The 21942-nt window shown below is 43.3% G+C and carries 22 protein-coding genes; 13 read left to right on the forward strand and 9 right to left on the reverse strand.

Annotation, left to right across the window (positions count from 1 at the left end):
• The first annotated feature begins 4 nt into the window (after positions 1-4).
• The gene (locus OLM56_RS09005) at positions 5-451 is read left to right on the forward strand and encodes a response regulator (protein WP_264526706.1); all 447 of its coding nucleotides are present in this window, start codon (positions 5-7) and stop codon (positions 449-451) included.
• A gap of 119 nt (positions 452-570) precedes the next feature.
• Positions 571-1080 (forward strand): hypothetical protein, encoded by a 510-nt coding sequence (locus tag OLM56_RS09010; protein ID WP_264526707.1) that lies wholly within the window; start codon positions 571-573, stop codon positions 1078-1080.
• Between the two features lie 16 nt (positions 1081-1096).
• Here OLM56_RS09010 and OLM56_RS09015 read toward each other — a convergent pair whose 3' ends face one another.
• Positions 1097-2014 carry a phytanoyl-CoA dioxygenase family protein gene (locus OLM56_RS09015; RefSeq protein ID WP_264526708.1) on the reverse strand — a complete coding sequence of 306 codons (918 nt, stop codon included), beginning with the start codon at positions 2012-2014 and terminating at the stop codon, positions 1097-1099.
• 299 nt (positions 2015-2313) lie between these two features.
• Here OLM56_RS09015 and OLM56_RS09020 point away from each other — a divergent pair, with 299 nt between their 5' ends.
• Entirely contained in the window at positions 2314-5469 is a 3156-nt protein-coding gene (locus OLM56_RS09020; RefSeq protein WP_264526709.1) for a T9SS type A sorting domain-containing protein, read from the forward strand.
• Between the two features lie 128 nt (positions 5470-5597).
• Positions 5598-7112 carry a tetratricopeptide repeat protein gene (locus tag OLM56_RS09025; protein ID WP_264526710.1) on the forward strand — a complete coding sequence of 505 codons (1515 nt, stop codon included), beginning with the start codon at positions 5598-5600 and terminating at the stop codon, positions 7110-7112.
• An 80-nt stretch (positions 7113-7192) separates the two neighbouring features.
• Here the strand turns inward: OLM56_RS09025 and OLM56_RS09030 are convergent, their stop codons facing one another.
• A complete protein-coding gene (locus OLM56_RS09030; RefSeq protein ID WP_264526711.1) occupies positions 7193-7795 on the reverse strand; it encodes an FMN-dependent NADH-azoreductase in 603 nt (200 codons plus the stop codon).
• A gap of 111 nt (positions 7796-7906) precedes the next feature.
• On the opposite strand from OLM56_RS09030, the gene OLM56_RS09035 reads away from it, so the two are divergent.
• Entirely contained in the window at positions 7907-8254 is a 348-nt protein-coding gene (locus tag OLM56_RS09035; RefSeq protein WP_264526712.1) for a winged helix-turn-helix transcriptional regulator, read from the forward strand.
• A 63-nt stretch (positions 8255-8317) separates the two neighbouring features.
• On the opposite strand, the gene OLM56_RS09040 is transcribed toward OLM56_RS09035, so the two are convergent.
• The 3 genes from OLM56_RS09040 to OLM56_RS09050 are packed head-to-tail and all read right to left on the reverse strand — an operon-like array spanning position 8318 to position 10248.
• On the reverse strand, positions 8318-8677 hold the full coding sequence (locus OLM56_RS09040) for a hypothetical protein (protein ID WP_264526713.1): 360 nt from the start codon (positions 8675-8677) through the stop codon (positions 8318-8320).
• The gene (locus OLM56_RS09045; RefSeq protein ID WP_264526714.1) at positions 8677-9303 is read right to left on the reverse strand and encodes an alpha/beta hydrolase; all 627 of its coding nucleotides are present in this window, start codon (positions 9301-9303) and stop codon (positions 8677-8679) included. Before OLM56_RS09045 ends, OLM56_RS09040 begins: the two co-directional genes overlap by 1 nt.
• Positions 9304-9309: 6 nt before the next feature.
• Entirely contained in the window at positions 9310-10248 is a 939-nt protein-coding gene (locus tag OLM56_RS09050; RefSeq protein WP_264526715.1) for a ring-cleaving dioxygenase, read from the reverse strand.
• A gap of 364 nt (positions 10249-10612) precedes the next feature.
• Here OLM56_RS09050 and OLM56_RS09055 point away from each other — a divergent pair, with 364 nt between their 5' ends.
• A complete protein-coding gene (locus OLM56_RS09055; protein WP_264526716.1) occupies positions 10613-11023 on the forward strand; it encodes a hypothetical protein in 411 nt (136 codons plus the stop codon).
• Between the two features lie 25 nt (positions 11024-11048).
• The gene (locus OLM56_RS09060) at positions 11049-11615 is read left to right on the forward strand and encodes a hypothetical protein (RefSeq protein WP_264526717.1); all 567 of its coding nucleotides are present in this window, start codon (positions 11049-11051) and stop codon (positions 11613-11615) included.
• 58 nt (positions 11616-11673) lie between these two features.
• Here OLM56_RS09060 and OLM56_RS09065 read toward each other — a convergent pair whose 3' ends face one another.
• Together OLM56_RS09065 and OLM56_RS09070 are read right to left on the reverse strand one after the other, a co-directional pair.
• Positions 11674-12546: a cation diffusion facilitator family transporter gene (locus OLM56_RS09065; RefSeq protein WP_264526718.1), complete on the reverse strand. Its 873-nt coding sequence runs from the start codon at positions 12544-12546 to the stop codon at positions 11674-11676.
• Positions 12547-12902: 356 nt separating this feature from the next.
• Entirely contained in the window at positions 12903-14759 is a 1857-nt protein-coding gene (locus OLM56_RS09070) for a transcriptional regulator (RefSeq protein ID WP_264526719.1), read from the reverse strand.
• Between the two features lie 234 nt (positions 14760-14993).
• Between OLM56_RS09070 and OLM56_RS09075 the strand changes: the two genes are divergently transcribed.
• The 6 genes from OLM56_RS09075 to OLM56_RS09100 all read left to right on the forward strand — a co-directional run bounded on the left by OLM56_RS09075 (position 14994) and on the right by OLM56_RS09100 (position 19740).
• On the forward strand, positions 14994-15317 hold the full coding sequence (locus OLM56_RS09075; RefSeq protein WP_182493962.1) for a DUF4870 domain-containing protein: 324 nt from the start codon (positions 14994-14996) through the stop codon (positions 15315-15317).
• Positions 15318-15404: 87 nt separating this feature from the next.
• Positions 15405-15878, forward strand: a complete 474-nt coding sequence (locus OLM56_RS09080) for a hypothetical protein (RefSeq protein ID WP_264526720.1) — start codon at positions 15405-15407, stop codon at positions 15876-15878.
• Between the two features lie 46 nt (positions 15879-15924).
• Positions 15925-17445 carry a WG repeat-containing protein gene (locus OLM56_RS09085; protein WP_264526721.1) on the forward strand — a complete coding sequence of 507 codons (1521 nt, stop codon included), beginning with the start codon at positions 15925-15927 and terminating at the stop codon, positions 17443-17445.
• 42 nt (positions 17446-17487) lie between these two features.
• Positions 17488-17982 (forward strand): hypothetical protein, encoded by a 495-nt coding sequence (locus OLM56_RS09090; RefSeq protein ID WP_264526722.1) that lies wholly within the window; start codon positions 17488-17490, stop codon positions 17980-17982.
• A 46-nt stretch (positions 17983-18028) separates the two neighbouring features.
• Positions 18029-19012 (forward strand): hypothetical protein, encoded by a 984-nt coding sequence (locus OLM56_RS09095; RefSeq protein ID WP_264526723.1) that lies wholly within the window; start codon positions 18029-18031, stop codon positions 19010-19012.
• Positions 19013-19059: 47 nt separating this feature from the next.
• Complete coding sequence (locus OLM56_RS09100) at positions 19060-19740, forward strand: hypothetical protein (protein ID WP_264526724.1); 681 nt, start codon at positions 19060-19062, stop codon at positions 19738-19740.
• Positions 19741-19818: 78 nt separating this feature from the next.
• Here OLM56_RS09100 and OLM56_RS09105 read toward each other — a convergent pair whose 3' ends face one another.
• Positions 19819-20991 carry an acetyl-CoA C-acyltransferase gene (locus OLM56_RS09105; RefSeq protein ID WP_264526725.1) on the reverse strand — a complete coding sequence of 391 codons (1173 nt, stop codon included), beginning with the start codon at positions 20989-20991 and terminating at the stop codon, positions 19819-19821.
• A gap of 113 nt (positions 20992-21104) precedes the next feature.
• Positions 21105-21890, reverse strand: coding sequence for an alpha/beta hydrolase (locus tag OLM56_RS09110; protein ID WP_121377399.1), 786 nt, complete (start codon positions 21888-21890; stop codon positions 21105-21107).
• Between the last annotated feature and the right edge of the window lie 52 nt (positions 21891-21942).

The following is a 21942-nucleotide window of genomic DNA, read 5'->3' on the forward strand; positions in this document are numbered from 1 at the left end:
TCATATGGATTCATCTGCTATGACTATTTTTCTTGTCGATGACGATCAAGACGACCAGCAGCTCTTTGAAGAAGTCGTAAAGGAAATCAAAGCTTCCAATAAGCTCTTGATGTTCAAGAATGCCGTAGAGCTGATGGAACATCTCAATCAAGAAAATATAGCGCTGCCGCATATCATATTCTTAGACCTGAACATGCCTTTTGTTTCGGGATCCGAATGCTTGAAAGAAATAAGAAGCAACCCTAGGTTTATGGACGTTTCTGTAGCCATATACTCCACGTCGTCTTTAGAAAAAGATATAGAAGAGACATTTATTAACGGGGCAAACATCTATATCACAAAACCTAACGACTATGCCGCCTTGAAAAAGACAATAAGAAACGTCCTGAATATTAATTGGCATTACCATAAATCAGGACTCGACAGGAAAACTTTCTTCTATAATGTCTGATTTATAAAGAGCTTAGGAGAAAGGGGATGCTGATGAATAAAAAATTCAAAATAAGTAATAAACGATAAAAAAAGGATATTCTTTTTGCAATATCTTTGCACTATTCAATAGCAATTTCTATGAAAACGTTTCTATCATCTGCCGTATTTTTCATCTGCACCGTTACAATGGCGCAAGATGTAGCTTTTATAAGCGCTATTTCCAGGACAGATAAAGGAAATGCGCGCCAGGCTTCCGATAAGATTGCCTCGCTGACAACGCTTTCCTATAGATTCTATAAGGTCATGGAGAAAGCCGCCGATTCCAGCTATACGATTATTTATGCCCCGGCTGCTATCTCTGATGTAGACCTCGAGAGCAAAAGCGAGTGGGACGAATGCCTATATGTCGACTTCAAATTGCAAAACAAGCTAGAAGCAAAAGCCTTGAAATTCCAAGCCATCAGAGGAAAATACCTCGATATCTTTCCGGCATGGAAAAAATATTTCAAGCAGAAAGCACACATCGAATATACGATTACAGATCCGACTACTCGTGAAATAGTCGACACCCATTACGGCTATCGCTTTATTCTTAAAGAAGGCGATAACGCAAGAATCCCAAGATGGAGCATAATCAATAAGTCTTAATTTTCACGACAGGCAGCTAAATCCATTCTGGAGAAGCATAATAATCATCAGGCAGATACGTGAGATACTGTACCATACGCGGATGCAATCCATGATTGGGCATAGCGCAATGCGGCAGCGTATTTTGCCAGATGATAAAGTCGCCTGCATTGGCTGCTATAGGAATAGGCTGTAACGTGTTGATTGCCTTTTCTCTCGGATGTTCCCCTTCTTCCAATCCTTCCAGCCACAAATCAATCGAATTATGGAATCCTGGCACACAGTGAAATGCGCCATCTTGCGGGCCGCAGTCCGTTAAGTATAAAAGTCCTTGCATCGCAAAAGGTATTGGCTGTTTCAAGCTGACGTCCCAATGGAGCGGACTTCCCCTAAAACGGAAATGTTCCGTCTCAGGCGGATTAAAACTTACCTTGTCTATGGTAGGATAGATTTTCGACGTTTTATAAAGCTGTTCGTACGCTTTTCGTATGCGAACAGAACCCCTGTTTTTGTTTAAAGTCTCATGATTTGAAAAACTGAGCATCAGTCCTTTTTGTTCTGCATGCCTGTTATACCAGCTTTCTTTGTCATTTGGATCCATTCCTAAGAAATTCCAAATAGCCTCTTCTGTTGCTTTACAATCTTGTTTTGAAATTGCTTCTCTTACGATAACATACCCGTTTTTATCCCAAAACTCAAGATCTTCTGGTAGGAGTACGTCATCTTCGCCTTCACTTGCAACAGCTTCAGCTTCTCTTTTTCGATTATGTATCCAAGTTTTGAAAGCTTCAAAATTAGGTTTTTCAAAATAAAGGAATTGGAGGGCGTCTTCCATGCTGATACCGAGCCGGTAGAGCGTTTCGATTTCTTTGTCCCAAGAAGTTGTATCAGAATTTACAGTTACGTGCGAACTTACTGTTCGTTCCCAGAGTTTCTCAAGAAGAGACCAAGCCATAGTTTTTATATCAAAGTTGCATCAAAAATAGCGAATAATGACAAAGAGGGTATCAAAAACAATCTCTTATTTCATTAACCATTATTTCCTATAAGATTCATTCGTTGTTCTTTAGAATGTGCGCTGTTTCCTCAATTTTTCAATGAGTTACAATTTAAATGTCAACACTTTTGTCAACGCGGTTTTTTATGTTCTTGGATGAATATGAAGTAGTTTTGATAAAGAAAGTTATTCTTTTATGAAATTCTTTCAATCAATTAAGAATACAATTATTAATGTCTAATCCTTAAAAAACAGGTATGAAAAATAATTACAAATATCTAAGACTCATTGTTGTGATATTAGGTTGCGGTTTCTATGGCCCGGCCTTTTCTCAAACAATACTTGGTACAGAGGCCCAAAAATTTCATGGCTATGAATTATCTCAAAAAGAAGGGATACTGTCAAAACTGAAAAATGTCAAAGAGGGACAAAATAACCAATTAGAAAGAAAGTCTTTGATTGGTACAGACTTAAATGAAGGAGATGCGGCACGAGAAGTCACTCCTTCAAATTATGGTTTTAAAGCCACTATCTTAAGCGGTAGAAGTGTCCCTTTTTCAAGCATCAACGATGCAGCAGGAAATGTCTATATAACCGGAACAAGCTCGAATAGCATTTCGGCTGAGGCAAACTTTGTAACCATAAAAGTAGATGCCAACGGAAACAGAGTGTGGGAAAAACGTCAAGAAGGAACATTATATGCAGCAGAGATAGGAACTAAAATTGCCCTTGATGCAACAGGAAGCCCAATTGCAACAGGAATTAAATGGAACGGAAATGATATGGATATTCGAACTGTAAAATATGATGCCGCTTCAGGAAATGTAACTTGGGAAAGAGTTTTTGATGGAGGCAGCGAAGGACTGGATGTGCCGACAGCCATGACAGTCGACGGAAACGGAAATATAATTATTGTCGGGGTCGCCTATGCCGGAACAAGCATACGCTATGTGACCTTGAAATACGATGCGGCCGGAACGCTCCTTTGGTCGGTTATTGACAGCAACGAAGTCGAAGAATCATGGAATGAGCCGACTTCAGTAGCTGTAGACAATGCAGGCAATATAGCCGTAACTGGATTTGGCACGAATGCCGACTATTGGCAGACCTACTATACAATCAAGTATGCAAGCAATGGGAATGTGTTATGGAAACAAAACTACACGTATACAGATAGCTCCGATCCGAATGATCCCGATAGTCCTTTGCAAGATACAAACTCTATCGCGCGCGATGTTACGTTTGATGCTGATGGTAATTGCTACGTAACCGGAACCCTAAATACTTTTATGAGCAAGGCAGGAACCGTAAAATATAATGCTTCCGGACAGCAGCAATGGCTAAAAATATTCAGAAGCGGTACAGATTTCACCAATGCTTATGATATTATAGTGACCCCAAATGCTAAGATCTATGTCGGAGGAAAACATCTTGGCGATTGGGTTGATGACGGCTTTTTCCTCATTTCTTATAATCCAGATGGGACAGAAAATTGGACAAGAGAAACCAACAATCTTATCGAAATAAAAGATGCCCACCTGACTTTAGATGCTACAAACCTTCCTGTCATTGCAGGTCGAGGCTTAGACGAGAATTTTGCCGACAACAAATTTGTAGCCCACAAATATAATGTTGATGGTTCGTTGGCTGGAGAAACAAGTTTTGTCAAGCCATTTTCTCCAACAGAATCGACTTCTGAGTTTATTGGAGTTGGAGTAACAAGTTCAAACAACCTGATGCCGGTTTTTACTACAGACCTTTCTGCCGAAGGAACCGTTTTTGAAACTCTAAAACTCTCTTTTACTGCGACAGCCACTCAGCCTGTGTGGAGAAATATTTATAGCAGTGATGCCTTTGCTTCGCAAGCTTTATCGGCAGTACATGATGACGATAATAATTCCTATGTTGCCGGAGTTTTCAGCACAGTGAGTGGAGATAGAGGCATATCCAACTATTACGTAAAAAAATATTCTCCGACCGGAAACCTAGAGTGGGAAAAAGTGTTCAATCCTTCCAACGGAAATGAAAGTAATGGAATTAAAATACTGGCAAATTCAAATGGGGAACTAATGGTTTACTTGATCCCATCTGAGGATGCGGCCTATCCTTTAAAAGTGAAAAAATTCACGTCGGACGGTACTTTGCTTTGGGATTTTTCTAAAAACGTTTTTGGCTCCAAACTATATGCGTTTTTTCTAGATGATTCTGGAAATGCATACATCAGCGGAAAAGCAAAAGAAAACGATTCCGATATTTTCGGAGTATTTACAACCATCAAAATATCCAATACAGGAAGCGAAGTGTGGACTGACTTTGCGACGTCTCCAAATCCAGATGACAATATCTACACTATTGAATCCGGAAAAGCAGATGCAGATGGTAATATATATTTAGTTGGAGCGTCAGGATTTGGCGGTATGATAGTCCAAGACACCAATCTTGCCGTATTAAAATATGCTGCCAATGGAACATTGCAATGGTTCAATAATTATGACATCGCAGGCCATTTTTCAGCAGGAAGCGATTTGATTTTTGATCAAGATGGCAGCCTTTATGTGAATGGTGCCACACAATCAGAAACAGAATATAATGAGAAATCATTAGTGGCAAAGATAAATCCAGCCGGTGCTCTTCAATGGTCATCACTCTATGAAGAGCCAGGAAGACACATACGTTCCTATGCCGTAAAACAATTGAGTACAGGAGATTTGATCCTCGTTTCGTTTAGCGTAATTTATGGCGTAAACAATAAGATCGTACTTCAAAAATACGATGAAAGCGGAAACAGAATCTGGGTACGAGAAACCGAACTAAACCATTTTTATAGAGACATTTACGTTGACGCCTCAGATGATATTTTTCTGTTGAGCCAGATATATACAAGCTCATTCCCGTATAGGCTAAACTACAGTACGAGTGCTTATTACATTGGCTCTCTGATTAAAGTTGATCCTGCCGGAAACGGAACAGAAGAGCTTTTAGTAGGTCCAGAACTGTCTGCCTTTAATCCTGTGAGCTTGTTGCCGCTTCCAGACGGAAGATTAATGATGCCGGGAACCTTAGAAAACGAAATGTTTTTGTTTCAAGGAACCTATTTTTTCCAAACAGACCATAATTCTTTAGGAACAGGCGAACACCCGAATCCAGAAATTAAATCCAATTGGCTGGGACAAAACTATCCGAATCCAGCCATCGGAAAAACAGAAATACCTTTCTATATCGAAAATACAGGAGAAGTGAAAATCAAGCTCTATGACAGTACAGGAAAATACATTATGGATGTTGCCAATGATGTCTTTCCGCAAGGATACAATACTGTTGAGGTAAATGTATCGGGCTTGAACCAAGCCATTTATTTTTACCAATTGGTTGCCGACAATTTTAAGCAAGCCCGAAAAATGATTATCAAATAATAGAAAATAGTTAGTCCGTTTGACAATTGCCAAGAAATCTCCTGTCCTGCAGCAATGCAAGGCAGGAATTTCTATAGTATTTAAGACAAAACATTCTTATTTTTGATAAACCGCTACCACTATATAAAATGCTGAAAAACAAGATTGCCGCTTTATTTCTTTTGTTTTTGCTGCTAGGATTGGCCAGTTGCAACTCTACTACTTCCTCTGAAGTAAAAGAAACTGCGCTTACATCCAAAGACTCCCTCTCTAAAAATACAGAAGACAGAAGCATCGATTCGCTAAACGAATCCGCAATCAACGAATGGAGAATAGGAAACTATCAAAAAGCATTAGACTATATAACAAAAGCCTATAAGAAGGCAAAAGCGACAAATGACGAAGAAGAGCTAGCCAAAGTCCTAAACACGCTCGGACTCGTGCACTGGAGGCTTGAAAACAATGCCGATGCCATGGAATGTTATACCGAATCTGGAAAGATTGCCGAAAAACGAAACATGCACAGGTTATTAGGGCTCACCCATACCAACAGAGGATTGATCCTGAAAGAACAGCACAATTTCGAAAAAGCATTCTTTCACAACAACAAGGCCATCGAGATTTTTAAAACGTACGGATATTATAGAGACTTGGCCATTGCGCTCAACAATCAAGGGCAGATATTCAAGAACAAAGGAATGATAGACTCAGCTAGAGTATATTACTTGAGGGCTTTGGAGAACTACAAGAAAGTAAATTACAAAGACGGTGCTGCGGCGAGCTATTACAATCTTTCCGATATCTATCTCCGACAAGGGGCAGAAAAAAAATCGCTTGATGCCGTGCAAAAAAGCCTCAAGTTAAGCCTGGAAATCCAAAGCAAGGTGCATATCACAGAAGCCTACCAAAAGATGTCCGAAGTTTACGAGCACTTTCACCAGCCCGATTCAGCCTTAAAATACTTTAAAATTTACAACGACTTGAACAAAGCCATACTCGTTGCCAATCAATCCAATATATTAGCCAGATACCAAGCCGACATGGGGAGCGAAGTCAAGAACCTCCAGATTAGGAATCTTGAAAAAGAACAAGAACTAGCAGAAAACAGGATATGGTTTATTGGAACGGGAATCATAATCGTGTTGCTTATCGTAGCCTTTTTTGTCTACAGATACCTCTCAAAAATCCGATACAATAAAAGAAAGCTGGAAATGGAGCTTTCTAACTCTAAAAAAATACTAGACGTAAAAGAACAAGAACTAAAAGCCTACATAATCGATCTGACCAAGAAAAGTGTCGCTATCAGCAAACTCCAAGAAGAAGTCTCAAAAGGACTGCAACCACACAACAAAAACGACTCAGAAGTAGCCCAATTATTAGAACAAAAAATATTGACAGAAGAAGACTGGGAAACATTCAAGATCAAGTTCAAATCCATATACCCCGCTTTTTTCTCCCGAATCAAGCAATTTAAAATAACGCTGACAGAAGCAGAAATTCGCCTCATTGTCTTGCTCTATCTAGATCTGTCAGGAAAAGAAATGGCGAAAATATTAGGCATTTCGCCCCAGAGCGTTAGGGTGGGAAAGATGAGGCTAAAGAAAAAACTCAAAAATGAAGGCTATGATAGCGTAGAAGACTTTCTGCCAATGGTCATAAAATAACACCATCGTTTCAAGAATCAATCAAAATTAAAAAGAACGGCTTTTGGCCGTTCTTTTTCTTTAAAGGCCTGATTGCCCTTTTAGCTTATTAGAATACCATCGACTGCCTTCTCAAGAGCCGTATCTTGAATAGTCGGAATCATAGTCCCTTCTACGCGGTAGACCGTAATGTCATTCATGCCCAAAAAGCCCAAAGCAGATCTCAGATACGGAACAGCAAAGTCATACGATGCCATCGGACCATCAGAATAGATGCCTCCAGATGCCATCGCGACATACACTTTTTTGCCTTTTACCAGGCCTTCGGGACCATTTTCATCATACTTGAAAGTCACTCCGGCTCTGGCAATATGGTCGATCCATGCCTTTAAGCTCGAAGGAATCCCGAAATTAAAAAGCGGCGTGCCAATGACAATGATGTCAGCGTCGGTGATTTCCTGAATGGCTTCGTCAGAAGGCCGTATGGCTTCCTTGTTTTGAGCCGACCTGTTTTCTTCAGGCGTAAAAAAGGAAGCGATGTGCATTTCATCAAGGTGCGGGAACCGGTCTTTCAGAAGATCATGCTCCTTGACCTGGCTGTCCGGATAAGCAGCTTGTAGTTTTTCAATAATCGCATTGCCGAGCTTTATGCTCATAGATGCGTCGCCTCTCGGGCTCGAAATAATGTGCAGTATTTTTTTCATCTTTTTTCTATTTCTATGAGGCCAAAGTTATTTATCTTTGCTATGCAAAAGATAGCAGTATCCTAAAGGATAGTACTATCTTTTGGGATAGTAACAGACAAACAGCAACTTATGGAAATAGAACATACCCCGGAAACCTGTACCAAAAGCCTTATGGCCGTGAGGGATACTTTAGATGTCCTTAACGGAAAGTGGAAGCTTCCTATCATTATTGCTCTAGACTGCGGCCCTAAAAGATTCAACGAGCTGGAAAGAATGATAACGGGAATAACGCCGAAATTGCTCTCAAAAGAATTAAGAGATCTAGAAGCCAACGAATTTATAACGCGCACGGTGTATCCGACAACTCCGGTCAAGATCGAGTATGCCTTGACAGGGTATAGCGGCACGCTTTCAAGAGTCATCGCAGAAATGAGAGACTGGGGAATCCAGCACAGAAAAAAAATTACAGGCAGGTAAACCTTTCGACCTTATACAAAAGTGCCTATTGTTTCCGCTCTTGGAAACAATAGGCATTTTGCATTAGTCCAGTGTTATAAATAAAGAAGACCTAATCTGAGGCGTCAGGTTTTTAGTCTTGTGTCCTTTTCCAGTAACATCTTCAACCAAAAGCACCTGTCCCGATTCAAAAACTCGCTTATCTCCAAGCGAAGTCTCGATTTCAATGCTCCCGTCCAACAGCACGATATACTGCCTGGCTGGAGCTGTATGGAAATCATAATCATAGCTTGCCGCTACTTTCCGGAACACTACCGTTCCCGCTTTCTGTGTCTCCGATAAAAAGCCTATCGTGCCCTTTTCTTGCAAGGGGACGCTGACGTCTTCAAATCGGCTATCGCCCTTTTCATCAGCATACAGGCGCGTAATCACAAAATCTTCCATTAGTTAAAGTGCTTGCCGAGCCATTCTGCAGCAAGATCCAGATCCTGCTGCGTAAGGTTGTGGCTCGTGTTCAATTCAAAATGTGCAGTGTCAAATCCTGCTTTGGTCAATACCTCCAGATAATTTTCTGTAGCGTTTGGGTCTACCGTAGGGTCGTTTTTTCCAGAACTCAAAAAGACAGGCACCCTGCTTTTAGCAGCTGCGGGAAGGGGGTCTTTAAAAGGCAGCATAGGCCTAAAAAGAATAGCTCCGGCTAAAAAATCAGGTTCCAAGAACAAGGAAGCGCCTGCAATATTAGCCCCGTTCGAATAGCCGAGCGCGATAATCTTAGAAAGATTAAAACCCTCTTTCTCCGAAATTTCCTTTATAAAAGCAATCATTTCGTGCGTCCTGAATTCCAAGTCTTTCTCATCAAAGATGCCCATCCCGAGCCTCCTGAAAAAACGCGGCATGCCGTTTTCCAACACATTGCCTCGAAGGCTCAAGATATTAAAATCGGTACCCAAGCTTTCCGCTATCGGAATCAAGTCGTGCTCGTTGCCGCCCGTACCATGCAAAAGCAGCAGCGTTGCCGCTTGCGGGTTCTGTGACGGCCTGTATATATAGTGCAAAGGCTGAAAATCCATAGTTTCTTAATTTATTTTTACTAAATGTGCTTCAATCTGGTCGCGGCGTGATTCATACTGTGGCGGCAGTTTCAAATCCTTTCCTAGGTTTTCTAATGTCTCGTCGATGGTAAACCCTGGGTTGTCTGTCGCGATTTCAAACAATACGCCTCCCGGCTCCCTAAAGTAGAGCGAATGGAAATACTGCCTGTCGATCTGCGGCGTGATGCTTAACCCTCGCTTTTCGATCTTGTCGCGGAAATGCATCAAGATCTCATCGTTTTTAACCCTAAATGCTACGTGGTGTACGCTTCCGTTGGCTACATGGCCTCTTTTCTCGTCGGCTAATTCTACCAAGTCCACGATTGCGGCACCTTCAACAGCATTCGTAGCATAGCGGTAGCGGTTTGCTTCCTGCTCGATCAGCTTATAATCAAACACTTCGGTAAGGATGGCGGCTGTAGGCTTGATGCTGTTCAAGGTCAAGGTAATATGGTGAAAGCCTTTTGTAGCAACGTCTGCCTTTACTTCGTCGGTTTCCCACGCCTTTCTGTGGTCTGGCGTTTTAGATTCGATCAATTCCAATTTCAATCCGTCCGGATCTAAGAAAGTAAGGTACTTTTCTCCGAATTTTACAGACGGCTTGTTGTAGATCACATTGTACTCTTCAAAACGCTTCACCCAAAAATCCAAGCTTCCTTCGGGTACAGAATAGCCAATTTCGGTAGCCATTCCAGAACCTTTTCGGCCTTGCTGTATGCCTTCGCCCCAAGGGAAAAAAGTAAGTATCGTTCCCGCGCTTCCCACTTCATCGCCAAAATAAAAGTGATACGTGCCCGGATCGTCAAAGTTGACTGTCTTTTTGATGAATCGCAATCCCAAGACTTTAGAATAAAAATCAAAGTTACGTTTGGCATCTCCGGCAATCGCCGTAATATGATGTATGCCTAAAATTTTATTTTCCATGTGTTTTATGTGTTTGATTAGATATGCTTGTTAATTTATAGTACAAATTTACGGCAGTTCTAAAACGCAAGCATTGAACTAGGACAAGAAAATAAAATCGGCTCTTTCACGAAGCTTTTTTCTTGCCAAAAAGAATTCTTTTTAATTTTTTTCAAACTTTTCGCGCCCATTACGGAAAACCGTAAGGAAAGCCTTTTCGTCCTTTTTATATTTGAAAGGAAAGCCAACGATATATCCTTATCTGCTTTTTCGCATATTTTTTTGGATAGTGATCCGCATTCAATTTCATCATCTACCACGTAATGAAATTAGGCTGCTGGAGTTCTTAAATGATCGGCATGTTATAATCTAATGACACTAATATATGATCAAGAATCCCCCTTGCGCTCTTGTGTATATGGCCCTGCTGCTGTTTGTCCTTTGGGGCTGCGAAGAAGAGAAGCACATCGTTACCTACAATAACCTTGATTTATCAGAGCTCAAAGACCATGAGCATCTTTCCAAAGATTCCATCATCTGCTATATTATTTCCCAACACCAAGAAGTGCCGCATACTGCTGACTCAGCAGATTACGAATCGCACTATGACGTAGTCGGTTCAGACAAAGAGGGCAACATGGTAACAGGCTATGCCGATATTGAAGGAAAGCATGGAAAAGGCGCCATCGAAGACGACATGGGCAATGAGATTGAGGTCGATGTCGAATGGATCGGGAAGGATCGGCTGGCAGCTAAAGATCAAGAAGGCAATAATTGGGAACTGGTAGTTGAATAAATAATAAATAGTTAAAAAGGAAAAGATGATAATTAAAAAAGAAGACCTAAAAGAAAACAAGGATTTTAACCTTGAGGAGCACAGTCCGTTTATGATCTTGGATACGAAACATTTCCAATATTTTAGCGATGTAGAGAAGTTCGGATATTCTGTCGAGGTACTGAACGTGATTAATTCTATTACTTGGATCAATAAGCTATACAGGGACCTGAAATCGGATCTGCATATAGAAACCGAGATTTTTTATGAGATCATAGACTGCGTCTTGAACGGCAGGCATTTTAACGACTCGCAATTAGAAAGGTATTATGCAGCGCAGCAGAAGCTGGAACACTTCTCGAGCATAACGCACAAGCTGACCGATACGGACAACAATTTTGACGTGCCGTTTATCATCGATTTCATCATCTTGGGCACGAATCTGGAACGATACGACAGCCTTAACGAAGACAAGAGAGGAGAGCTTCATGATGAGTACGCGGCCTTGTTCTGCCAGATACGCACACAAGAAATCGAAATCGAAGACTTTCTATTGCAAGCCAAGGCGCTCGTTTTTAGCGTAAACGAAATAGAACTCGAAAACATCATCTAGATGTTGTTTTTATCAAATTGGTTATAAAAAAAGGGAGCTGCAATCGCAGCTCCTTTTTTTAACTATTCGGTTCAATATGAATCAGGATATAGCCCAGCTGCGGGATTTCCCGATGCAGCGTATCGATCAGCTGGTGGGCGAGGTCATGCCCTTCTTTTACGGTAATGGTGGCATCTACAATCGCGTGCAGGTCTACATGATACTTCATGCCCGCTTTGCGGATATAGCACTTTTCTGTCCCAAGAATTCCGTTTGACGTGACCGAAACCTTTCTGATTTCTAGTACCAGGTCATCATACAGGTGCTCGTCCATAATTTCTCCCAGTGCAGGCCTAAAGATCAGGTAGCTGTTATAAAGTATTAGTCCCGATGCCAGCAGTGCCGCCCAATCGTCGGCAGACTCATATCCTTTTCCAAAAAATAAGGCAATCGAGATTCCGATAAATGCGGCTACCGAAGTGATGGCATCGCTCCTGTGGTGCCATGCGTCCGCCTTTAGCGAAGAACTGTTCGTCTCCTTGCTTTTTTTCATGACCAAGCGGAAAGAAATCTCTTTCCAAATGATAATCGCCCCCAAGACAATCAGCGTATACGGCTTTGGCAGGTCATGCGGATTTCCTATGTTGACAATGCTTTCGTAGGCAATGATAGTAGCAGAGGTAATCAAGAAGCCAACGACCAAAAAGGTAATCAGCGGCTCCGCACGGCCGTGTCCGTAAGGATGGTTTTCATCAGCAGGACGGCTTGAATACTTTAATCCAAACAAGACCAAGAAAGACGAAAAGATATCAGCCGTCGATTCTATCGCGTCTGCTATCAAGGCATACGAATTCCCAAAATACCCGGCCAGCCCTTTTATGAGCGCCAAGGCCGTGTTTCCTATAATGCTAAAATAGGTCGTCTTGATGGCTGTTTCGGTATTTTTTGTCATCAGGTCAGGCTTGCGGGTTGGTATTTTTAATTGGGTGCAAGATACTTCACGTTGTCGAGAATTTTTATATAAATCGTACTTTTTTATACATCAGTAAGGCTTGTTTTAATCGGCCCCAAAAAAGATAAAAATAAGCCTCAAAAAGTCTTTTTTTCGGCCTTGCTTCGGGTCTTCTTGCACCCTTGTTCGGTAAAAAAGTTTTTTTGCGAAATTTTCCCGAAGAAAACCCGAACGAGACCCGAACGAAACCCGAACAAAACCTCCTGAAAAATAAAGCGAAAAAATATGTATTATCTTACAGAAATTGACAAAAAACGAATAAATTTTCATTTTTTTCAATACCAGTTTTTAAAAATCTAGCGTCCCAATTCTTGTAAGAAAAGATTGAGGTCTTCTTCCTTTTGCAGACCTAATTTTTGCTTGATTCGGTAGCGGCTCATACGCACGCTTTTTGGCTCGATATGCATGAGCTGCGAAATCTGTCGGTTGTCCATCTTGAGGTAGAGGTAGGCGCAGAGTTTCATGTCGAGCAGCGTAAGCTTTTTGTGTGCCTTTTCATTGATAAGGCTGAAAAAATCAGGATGCACTTGTTGGATACGGAGCTTGGCGTCTTCAAAATCCTTGTCCAGTATCATTTCTTCTTTCAGCAGCTTCTGCATGTTTACAGGGTCGCCATCGGCCAGCTTGTCCTTGATGTCAGAGAGCATGCGGTTTTTGTGTTCCAACTGCAATACGTTGGCCATGACTTCTTTCTGGAGCTGCTGCTGCTGGGTTTCCAGCAACTGCTGTTCTGCTTTTAGGCGAGCCTGCTCTTCTTTTTCCAGCAGCACCTGTATTTCAGATTCCTGCTTTTCTAATTTTAGCTGCTTTTCGCGCTGCAACGACAGGCGCAATTTAAAATGATAAGAGCGGAACATAAACAGCAGTCCTAGCGAAGAGGCAATCGCGATACACGCATACAAAAAGCCTTGGCGCCTGCGGCTTTCCTCACGCTCTTTCAATAGGTGTACTTCGTTGTTTTTCTTTTCGGTCTCAAATTGTACTTCCAGCTTTTGGGCGGCCATGTCTTGTTTCTGCGCGAAATTTTTATTGGTGTACTCGGTTACTTCTTCTTGATAGGCGAGTGCTCTTTTAAAATCGCCCTGTTTTTTATAGAGGGCAGATAGGGAATGTACTACGCTGATCAGCGTATAATAATATGGATGCTCTTCGGCCTTCATAAGGTTATAGGCTTCCAAAAGGTAGGCTTCTGCCTGTGTATAGTTTCCTTTACGCGCGGCATATTCGCTCAGTATGCCTAGGCTGCTGGCGGTCACTTCTTGGGTATTGCCCATATTTTTCACGATTTTTTTTGCGGCTTGGGCATATCGGATGGCCTGCGCTTCTGCGGTCTTGTCGGCAGTCGGAAAGTATTTGAGGTAAGCGCTGGCAATATTGATGCAGGTTATCGCATAGGTATAATTGGCTACTTGTTTCGGATAGCTATGGTAGAGCGTTTCCGACTTTTTCAGGTAGTATAAGACACTGTCAAGCGCTGTCTTGTTCTTCGCTGTTTTGTAGTTGTATTCGTGAGCTACCGACAGCGCAGTATAGCAATTGCTGAGCAGGTTGTAATCTTTGGTTTGCAGGGCATTTTCGACAGCCTTGTGGGCATAGGCGTTTACCTTGGGAATATTGTCCCAATCAGAATGGATGACATACAGCTGGTAATATAATTTGGCGGCTATATAAGGATCTGGCGCCTTTTCGAGTTCTTTTAGGCCGAGCTGGCAGAACTTCATCCGGTTTTCCGGATCTTCGAGCATCTTATACAGGAAGGCCTGCGCATAATAACCATACGCCATCGCTATAGGATTTCTGGCTTTCTGGGCGAGCATAAAAGCAGAATCGCTATTTTTTTTTAGCGCAGCAAATTGCTGGTCGTTGGCTTTGATGACGGTGAGCAGTGTATAGGCTTTTGCGGCTTCAGTATAGTCTTTATAACGCAGCGCAATAGCGATGCCCTGTTTTGCTTTGGCTTCTGCTGCAGCATACTTTCTCTCGATGCGGTAGGCTTCGGCAAGCTGGTTCAATAAGGCAGGCTTTTCTTTTTCGTGGAGTGCAGAGTTGGCAACGACCGACAGCAGGCTGTCAGTGCGTGTGGTTTGTGCCGTGCTGCCAAAAGGCAGGCAGAGACAGAGCGCTATAAAAAATTTGTTTCGGATGCATTTCATAAGATTAAATGTAAGGAAAAATTGTCAAGAACCCATATAAAAATCGATGTACTACAGTAGTAGCATCAGTTGTAAAAGTGCTGAAAATCAGTATTTTTTTACTGTTGTAGTCGTATTGTAGACGCTCTTTAGAATACGGTAGATGGTTTGTAGGATAGCAGGGATTGGAAACAGGATATCATCTTGCGGATATTTGTAATAGCAATAGTGCTGATAACCTAATCTTACATTGTTATGGACAACAAGACATTATCTATCGTTTCTTACATTACTATCGTGGGCTGGCTGATTGCCTACCTGGTCGGCAAAGACAAGGCAGATTCGCTACTAAAATACCACCTGCGTCAGGCGCTAGGACTGGCATTAGTGAGTATTGCTTTTAATATTGTGTTGCGAATTGTGGCTTCGGTCGTTCCGGCCTTATCATTTCTAGGGCTTATCGGACTGGTTTTCTTGGTGTTCTGGATCTTAGGAATCATCAACGCAGCCAATGGTGCTGAAAAGCCAATTCCCGTATTTGGTAAGATGTTCGAGGATAAATTTGCTTTTATAGGCTAATTCGTGCTCCGGCAGGAAACGCAGAACAAAGAGAATAACTGTCTTGAGCTGCCCTTTTTAGGGCAGCAGGGACTAAAAACAATCGGAATGAGCAACTACAAGTATTTTATACAAGAAGGAAACCGTTTCCACCTGAAGACAAGCAGGCCTATCGCTATTGTGCGTGCTATCGCATGCTTGGCAATAGGCATTGCGGTTTATTTTATAGTACCTCCAGAGAAGAAAATCGGTCTCTGGGGCGCCCTGATTTTTGTGTTTTTTGCCTTGGTCAATTTGTTAAAAACGACAAAAAGGCTGGTCATCGACACAACGGCAAGGACAATTACCCACAAAAATAACTTACTGAATGCCGAAGCGGTCTACCGCTATGATGATTTTGAGCAGTTTTATGTGCTTACCGGAAAGTACCTCTTTCTCACCATGGACAGTACTGCTTTCTTCATCTTCAATCAAGAAGGCCGTGAGAAGCGGGTGCCGATAGTGGTCGGATTGTTCAGCACACGGCCTGTACAGGACACTATCAATGAAACCAGCAGCATTATGGGTTTTGATGCCCGATAGTGGGCTTGTCGTATTGAACTTGGTATAACTCTTTTAATTAGGTGTCATGATGAAGTTGAAACTGTTTTTAGTAGCGATCGCCTTTCATGCTCTCGGGTCTGCGCAAGAAAAAAAATATCTGGCGCAAGTCCGGCTGAATGATAAATATGGCTATATCGATACTTCTGGCAGAGAAGTCGTTCCCGTTATTTATGATGATGTGGGCGCCTATGGTAGTATTGACGACAGCGGTACTTGGGGGGATAATCTCATTCCGGTCAATATCGGAAAATCAAATCCTGCGCTCATCGAGCCGCCCATACCGAAACTAGCTGTCGACCCTGGAAAGGCATCCGATTCAATCGAAAACTCTTCTATCTATATCCAATTGGGGCCGCCTGCAGGAGAGCAGGGTGCAGGCAATGCCGACGGCCAATGGGGCTACTGCAATGCCGCTGGCGTATTGGCCATTCCGGTTCAGTTTGACAAAGCCTTGCCGTTCAGAGAGGGCAGGGCAGCTGTAGAAATCAAAGGCCGTTGGGGCTATATCGATACGACGGGCAAGATTATAATTCCGGCCGTATATGAAAAGGCCGAGGCTTTCTCGGAAGGATATGCCGCAGTCCAAAAAAAAGGACGTTACGGCTATATCAATACCCAAGGCGAAGAGGTCATCGGGTTCCAATACGAGAGCGCTCGTTCTTTTAAAAGCGGACATGCCCGAGTGTTTGAAAAGAAGGACCAGAATACGAATAGAAAAGGCATGGCCTGCTGGGCCATCAATAAAAAAGGGGAAAGGGTTACTGCTGCCGATTATGATATCGAATCTGATTTTTCTGAAGGACTGGCAATGTATTCTCTATCTAAGTTAGAGCCCTATGCTGCGGTACGGTACGGAATAATTACTACGGAAGGAAAGATACTGACGCCTCCTGTATATGACGAGATTTGGGACTTTACTGACGGCTTGGCTAAAGTCATGGTCTACAAATCGACAGCAGATTTAAGAGAGGCATATCCGGCGTATGGCTATATCAATACCCTAGGGAAGGAAGTCATCAAGCCGCAGTTTGCTACCGCAGAACAGTTCCGCTATGGCATGGCGGTCGTATCAGAAATTGATGATACGGATGACGGCTGGTCGCGCTATGGGCTGATCAACACCAAAGGGACTTTTGTATTGGATTTCAATTGGAAGTACTTGAGGCTGATTGACGGCAGCCAGCTTTGGGCAGTCCCCTTAGACAATTCCCAGATGAGAAGAATCACGACTAAAGGAAAAACGCTGGGATCTTTTACGGATGCCCATCTTTTGGATTTAGGCAACGGCTTGTTTGTTGAGACCAATGGATACGGAAAGCCTGTAGCTTTTGCGGGCTCGACGGCCAAAATAACAATCGACCTTGCCAAGCATCAGGATACCAAGTTTTTGGCGTACCAATTCGGATTGGTCCGATTCGGCGAGCCGTGCAGCAGTTGCGAAGGCTATGACCCACAACAGCAGGGCTTGATGGATTTGAAAGGCAATGTGGTTACCAAGACCAAGTATTCTGAAATCTCCGACTTTGAGCCTACCGATACTAAATAATCGCTTGACACAGCATAGAAACGTGCTACACATCTACAGTATATGAATCGATACCAACTAACACTGACGCCTTCCCAGCTCAGCATAAAGCCATATTTTGGCTATAAGGGCAAGATACGGCTGTTTGGCCTTTTGGCTTTGCTGTTGTTTGGCAGCCTGCCTTTTCTAAGAGAGCTAATCGGCTATGACTTGCAATGCGTAGGCTATGTGCTTGGCGGTTGTATGGTGGTGTATGCCTTATATGATTTTCTGTTCCACCTAAACGTAACGTTCTTGTTTGATAAGGAGACGGCCAGCATCTATAAGATCAATGCGCCATTTTATAAAAAACGGCTGATGGGATTTGAGGAAATGCTTATCATCAATTCTTGGGAATGTGGTGCCATGCACTATGTCATCGGCAGGAAAGGGAAACAGTTCTTAAAGAACTATAGCATCAGCGATACTTTTACCGACAGCAAAAAGAGCCGCGAGAGGGAAGTAGCTTATATAGAGGAGGTATTGGGACCTATCTTGGATTTTGTCAGAAATGCATAATTCGGTACTACTGATGACGCAAAACAACTACTAAAACGCAATAGAAATGAGACGAGGTTTTGGATTATTTTGGATACTGTTCATGCTGTTCTACGCTATTCCTTTCCCGATGCTCTTGTATTACAACATCAAGAGTGAAGACCCGCCTGAGCTGGGCAGTACAAGTCCGTGGCTGGCATTGGGCCTTTTGACCGTATCTGCCGTGTTGTGGGCATTGCTGCTGGCCGGCTATTTTAAGAAATGGGTGCTGTCTAATTTTATTGCAAAACGGAATATCGAACGCTTGAAAGCGCATGGAATACGGCGGCTGGCAGAAATCAGGTCGGCCGTAAAGATTTCTAAAGACGGCAGCCGGTACGATACCTACGAGCTTCGTCTGGCATTCAAGAACCTGGCAGATTCTGAAATCATACAAAAGGCGGTTGTAAACGATGCAAGGCCATCGGAGCGCCGTTTTGAAGCAGGCAAAAAGGTAGAGGTGCTCATTGATAGGGAGATAAAGCACCTTCCGTATTTTACATTTGCCAGTTCAGAGGCCACGATACGTCCGCTGGGCATTCTGCTTGTGTTTTTGGGCTGGATCGCAGTAGTCGTCTTGGTGGTTGGGTATTACGTCTATTCGTATCAGACAGAAAATATAGGGATGGGCTGGCGCTTTATGGCGTTCTGGCATCCCCTGATTATCTGTCCGGCCGTGCTTTTGTTTTACAGGGGCTTGCTGCGGCTGATTTTTAACCGCATCGGCGGCAAAAGGCTAGACGAGGCGGTGCTGATCAAGTACAAGGGCATACGCACTACCGCAAGGCTTATCAGTGCAAGCCAGACCGGAACGTACATCAACGAGCAGCCGATGGTACGCTTCCAGCTAGAATTTATCGACCACCTGAAACGGACCCGGAGGGCAGAAATCAAAAAAATCGTCGACCTGCTCGACCTAAACAGTGCCAAGCAGGAAACGGCAGTCATTTTTTATCTCAAGGACCATCCAGACCGTATTGCGTTTGAGGCGGATCTGGAAGAAATAAGCTAGACAGTATGAAAAAAGCATTAACCTTACTCTTGTGCGGCTCCTTTTGTATGGGCTGCCAACAGTTTTCAAAAAGCATCGAAGATACATTTCATCCTGCCGTGAAAGAAACGGTGGTGCCGCCAGCCGCAGTGCCGCCACATTCAAGTCCGTATGAGGCGGCTGTTGAAGAGCAGATAAAGCAGATCGAGCAGCAGGTCACTACTATGGTAGAAACGCATACGACGACTCATACAGTGCATCATAAAGAGGGCAGGGATATTAATTTCCTGACGGATGAAGGCAAGTTAAATGAGGCGGAAGTGGCATTAAAGAAGCTGCCGCAGTATGCAGGAAAAGATATTTTTATTTATGCCACGATTCATTTTTATAACGACGGCAATATCCATGTAATGCTCCAGCACCCTGAGAATCCGAAGTATGTAGACAGCTATGAATATAAAAAAGGGCAATGGTCAGAGCCGAGCCCGAAGCTGTTATCGGTAAGAGATAATATACAGAGCAGGATGGTTCCGCTAAGCAGCGTGCGCTTTGTTACCGTGGCCGCTATTGCCAAGACGTATAATGAAAAGGCGGCGCAGGTGGAAGGGGCAAAGCCGACGACAAGCGTGTATGTTTCGGTTTGGGACAACCGCATGCGCTGGTTTCCGTCGAGCATCAACGGCAGCCGCGAGCGTTATGCTATTGAGTTTGGCACCGACGGAACGTTGAAAAAGTTTGAGCAGGAATAAGACAATGCTAGTGTATTGCCTTATCCCTGCTCAAAAGTTCTTGATTCTATTGCGGGCTCTATTGCTTGAAAATCCGCCTTATATTTTTTCGAGCACGATAGCCGATGCGCCGCCGCCGCCGTTGCAGATGGTTGCTACGCCAAATTTTCCGTTTTCTTGGTGCAGTACAGAAATAAGGGTGGCAATAATCCTGGCACCAGAGGCTCCGATAGGATGTCCCATGGCAACGCCGCCGCCATATACATTGACTTTTTCAGGGGCAATGCCTAAGATTTTCTGGTTGGCTAAAATAACTGCTGAATAGGCTTCGTTGATCTCAAAATAATCAATAGCTTCCAGCGCAAGACCTGCTTGTTTCAGGGCTTTTGGGATGGCAATAGAAGGGGAGGTGGTAAACCATTCTGGAGCCTGTGCCGCATCTGCATAGCCGATTATCTTGGCCAGCGGAGTAAGGCCGTATTTCTCTAAAGCTTCTTCAGAAACAAGCAGCAGCGCTGCAGCGCCGTCATTTAGGTTGCTGGCATTGGCTGCAGTGATGGTGCCGCCTTCTTCAAACGACGGTTTTAGGGTCGGTACTTTTTCGGGGATGATCTTAAAAATATCCTCGTCTTCAGAAACTAGGGTCGTGCCGTTCTTTTGGGCCACAGAAATTGGAATGATCTCGTTTTTGAACTTGCCGTTTTTGGACGCATTTGCTGCCTTTTCATAAGAAGCCACTGCAAAGGCATCTTGCGCTTCGCGGGTCAGGCCGTATTCGCGGGCACAGATTTCTGCCGCATTTCCCATATGAAAGTTATTATAGACATCGGTCAGTCCGTCTTTCAGCAGTCCGTCGACCAACAGTCCGTGTCCCATCTTGTTGCCTTTGCGCTGTTGTATGTAATGGGGCGTATTGCTCATGCTTTCCATGCCGCCCGCAACTACGACAGTATCGATGCCAAGCTGTATCTGCTGGGCTCCGAGCATGACGGCTTTCATGCCAGAGGCACATACTTTATTGATGGTGGTAGCATCGGTTTCATCCGCAATTCCGGCAAATTTAGAGGCCTGTCGGGCTGGAGATTGTCCGAGATTGGCGCTCAATACATTGCCCATATAGACAGAGTCGACCGCATCGGCTGGGATGTTGGATTCTTGCAGTACGTTTTCAATGGCAAGCGTTCCCAATTCTATGGCAGACAGATGGGAAAGCGTGCCGAGAAAGCCTCCGATGGGCGTTCTCTTAGCTAGTGCGATATATACATTTTTCATATTCTTGAAACTATAAATGAGTCGCAAAAATATACCAATCGGTATAATTAAGCAACTCATTTAACTTTTATTTTTAGGAAAGCCTTTTGCTTGAAAGGCTGAGGTTGTGATGCTTAGTTCTTTTGGATCCAGTTAAGCGCGTAGTCTGCTTCTTCTTTCCAGGTAGGGAGTCCGAGCACAAAGTGGTTCTTTCCTTCAAATTCCTTGTAGTTCGTAACCGAGCCGTTGTTCTTGTATTTCTTATAGTTCTTGTAGTTTAGCGATGCGGGCATGATGTGGTCTTTATTGCCAGAAATAAAAAGAAGCGGGGCATGAGGCTTGCTGAAATCGATTCTGGAAACGCTGGTCAGGGTATCTCTCAATACGGTTCTGGATTCTGGAATCGTGTTCTTTTCGTAGGCATCTTTCTGTACGGCATAGGATAGTCCGTTCGTAAAGGCATATTGCCATTCCTTAAAGCTCATCAGGTGTGTTTTTTTGGTAGAGCTGAACGGCCCTAGCGGTTTCCACAATGATTTTAAGAAAGAGAATTCAAAAGAGAGTACGCCTTGCGGTGGTGCGGAGTGGATGGCTACTGCAGCCGCTGCGATACCACGCTGCAATAATAACTGGGCTGTCAATCCGCCTAGCGAATGTCCGATCAGTATAGGCTTTTCTGGCAGTTCTTGGATGATCTTGGCATAATGGTCAAGCACTTCGGAATACCTTAGGTTGGCCAATCCGGTATCGTTAGGCTGCCTGTCTCTCAAGGTTGAGGCTGGGGCATCTTTTTGCGGCCAGGCTGGTGCTAGGGTGGTATAGCCTTTGCTTTCAAAATAGGCTCTCCATTGGTCCCATCCGGTATGGCTAACGAAGGCACCGGTAATAAATACGACTGTTTTTGATTTGATATTTTCCATTGTAATATGATTTTAATTTAATATTTCTTGTTTTGGATAAGCATGGCATCGG

This window comes from Flavobacterium sp. N2550, from assembly GCF_025947265.1.
In the GTDB taxonomy this organism is placed as follows: domain Bacteria; phylum Bacteroidota; class Bacteroidia; order Flavobacteriales; family Flavobacteriaceae; genus Flavobacterium; species Flavobacterium endophyticum.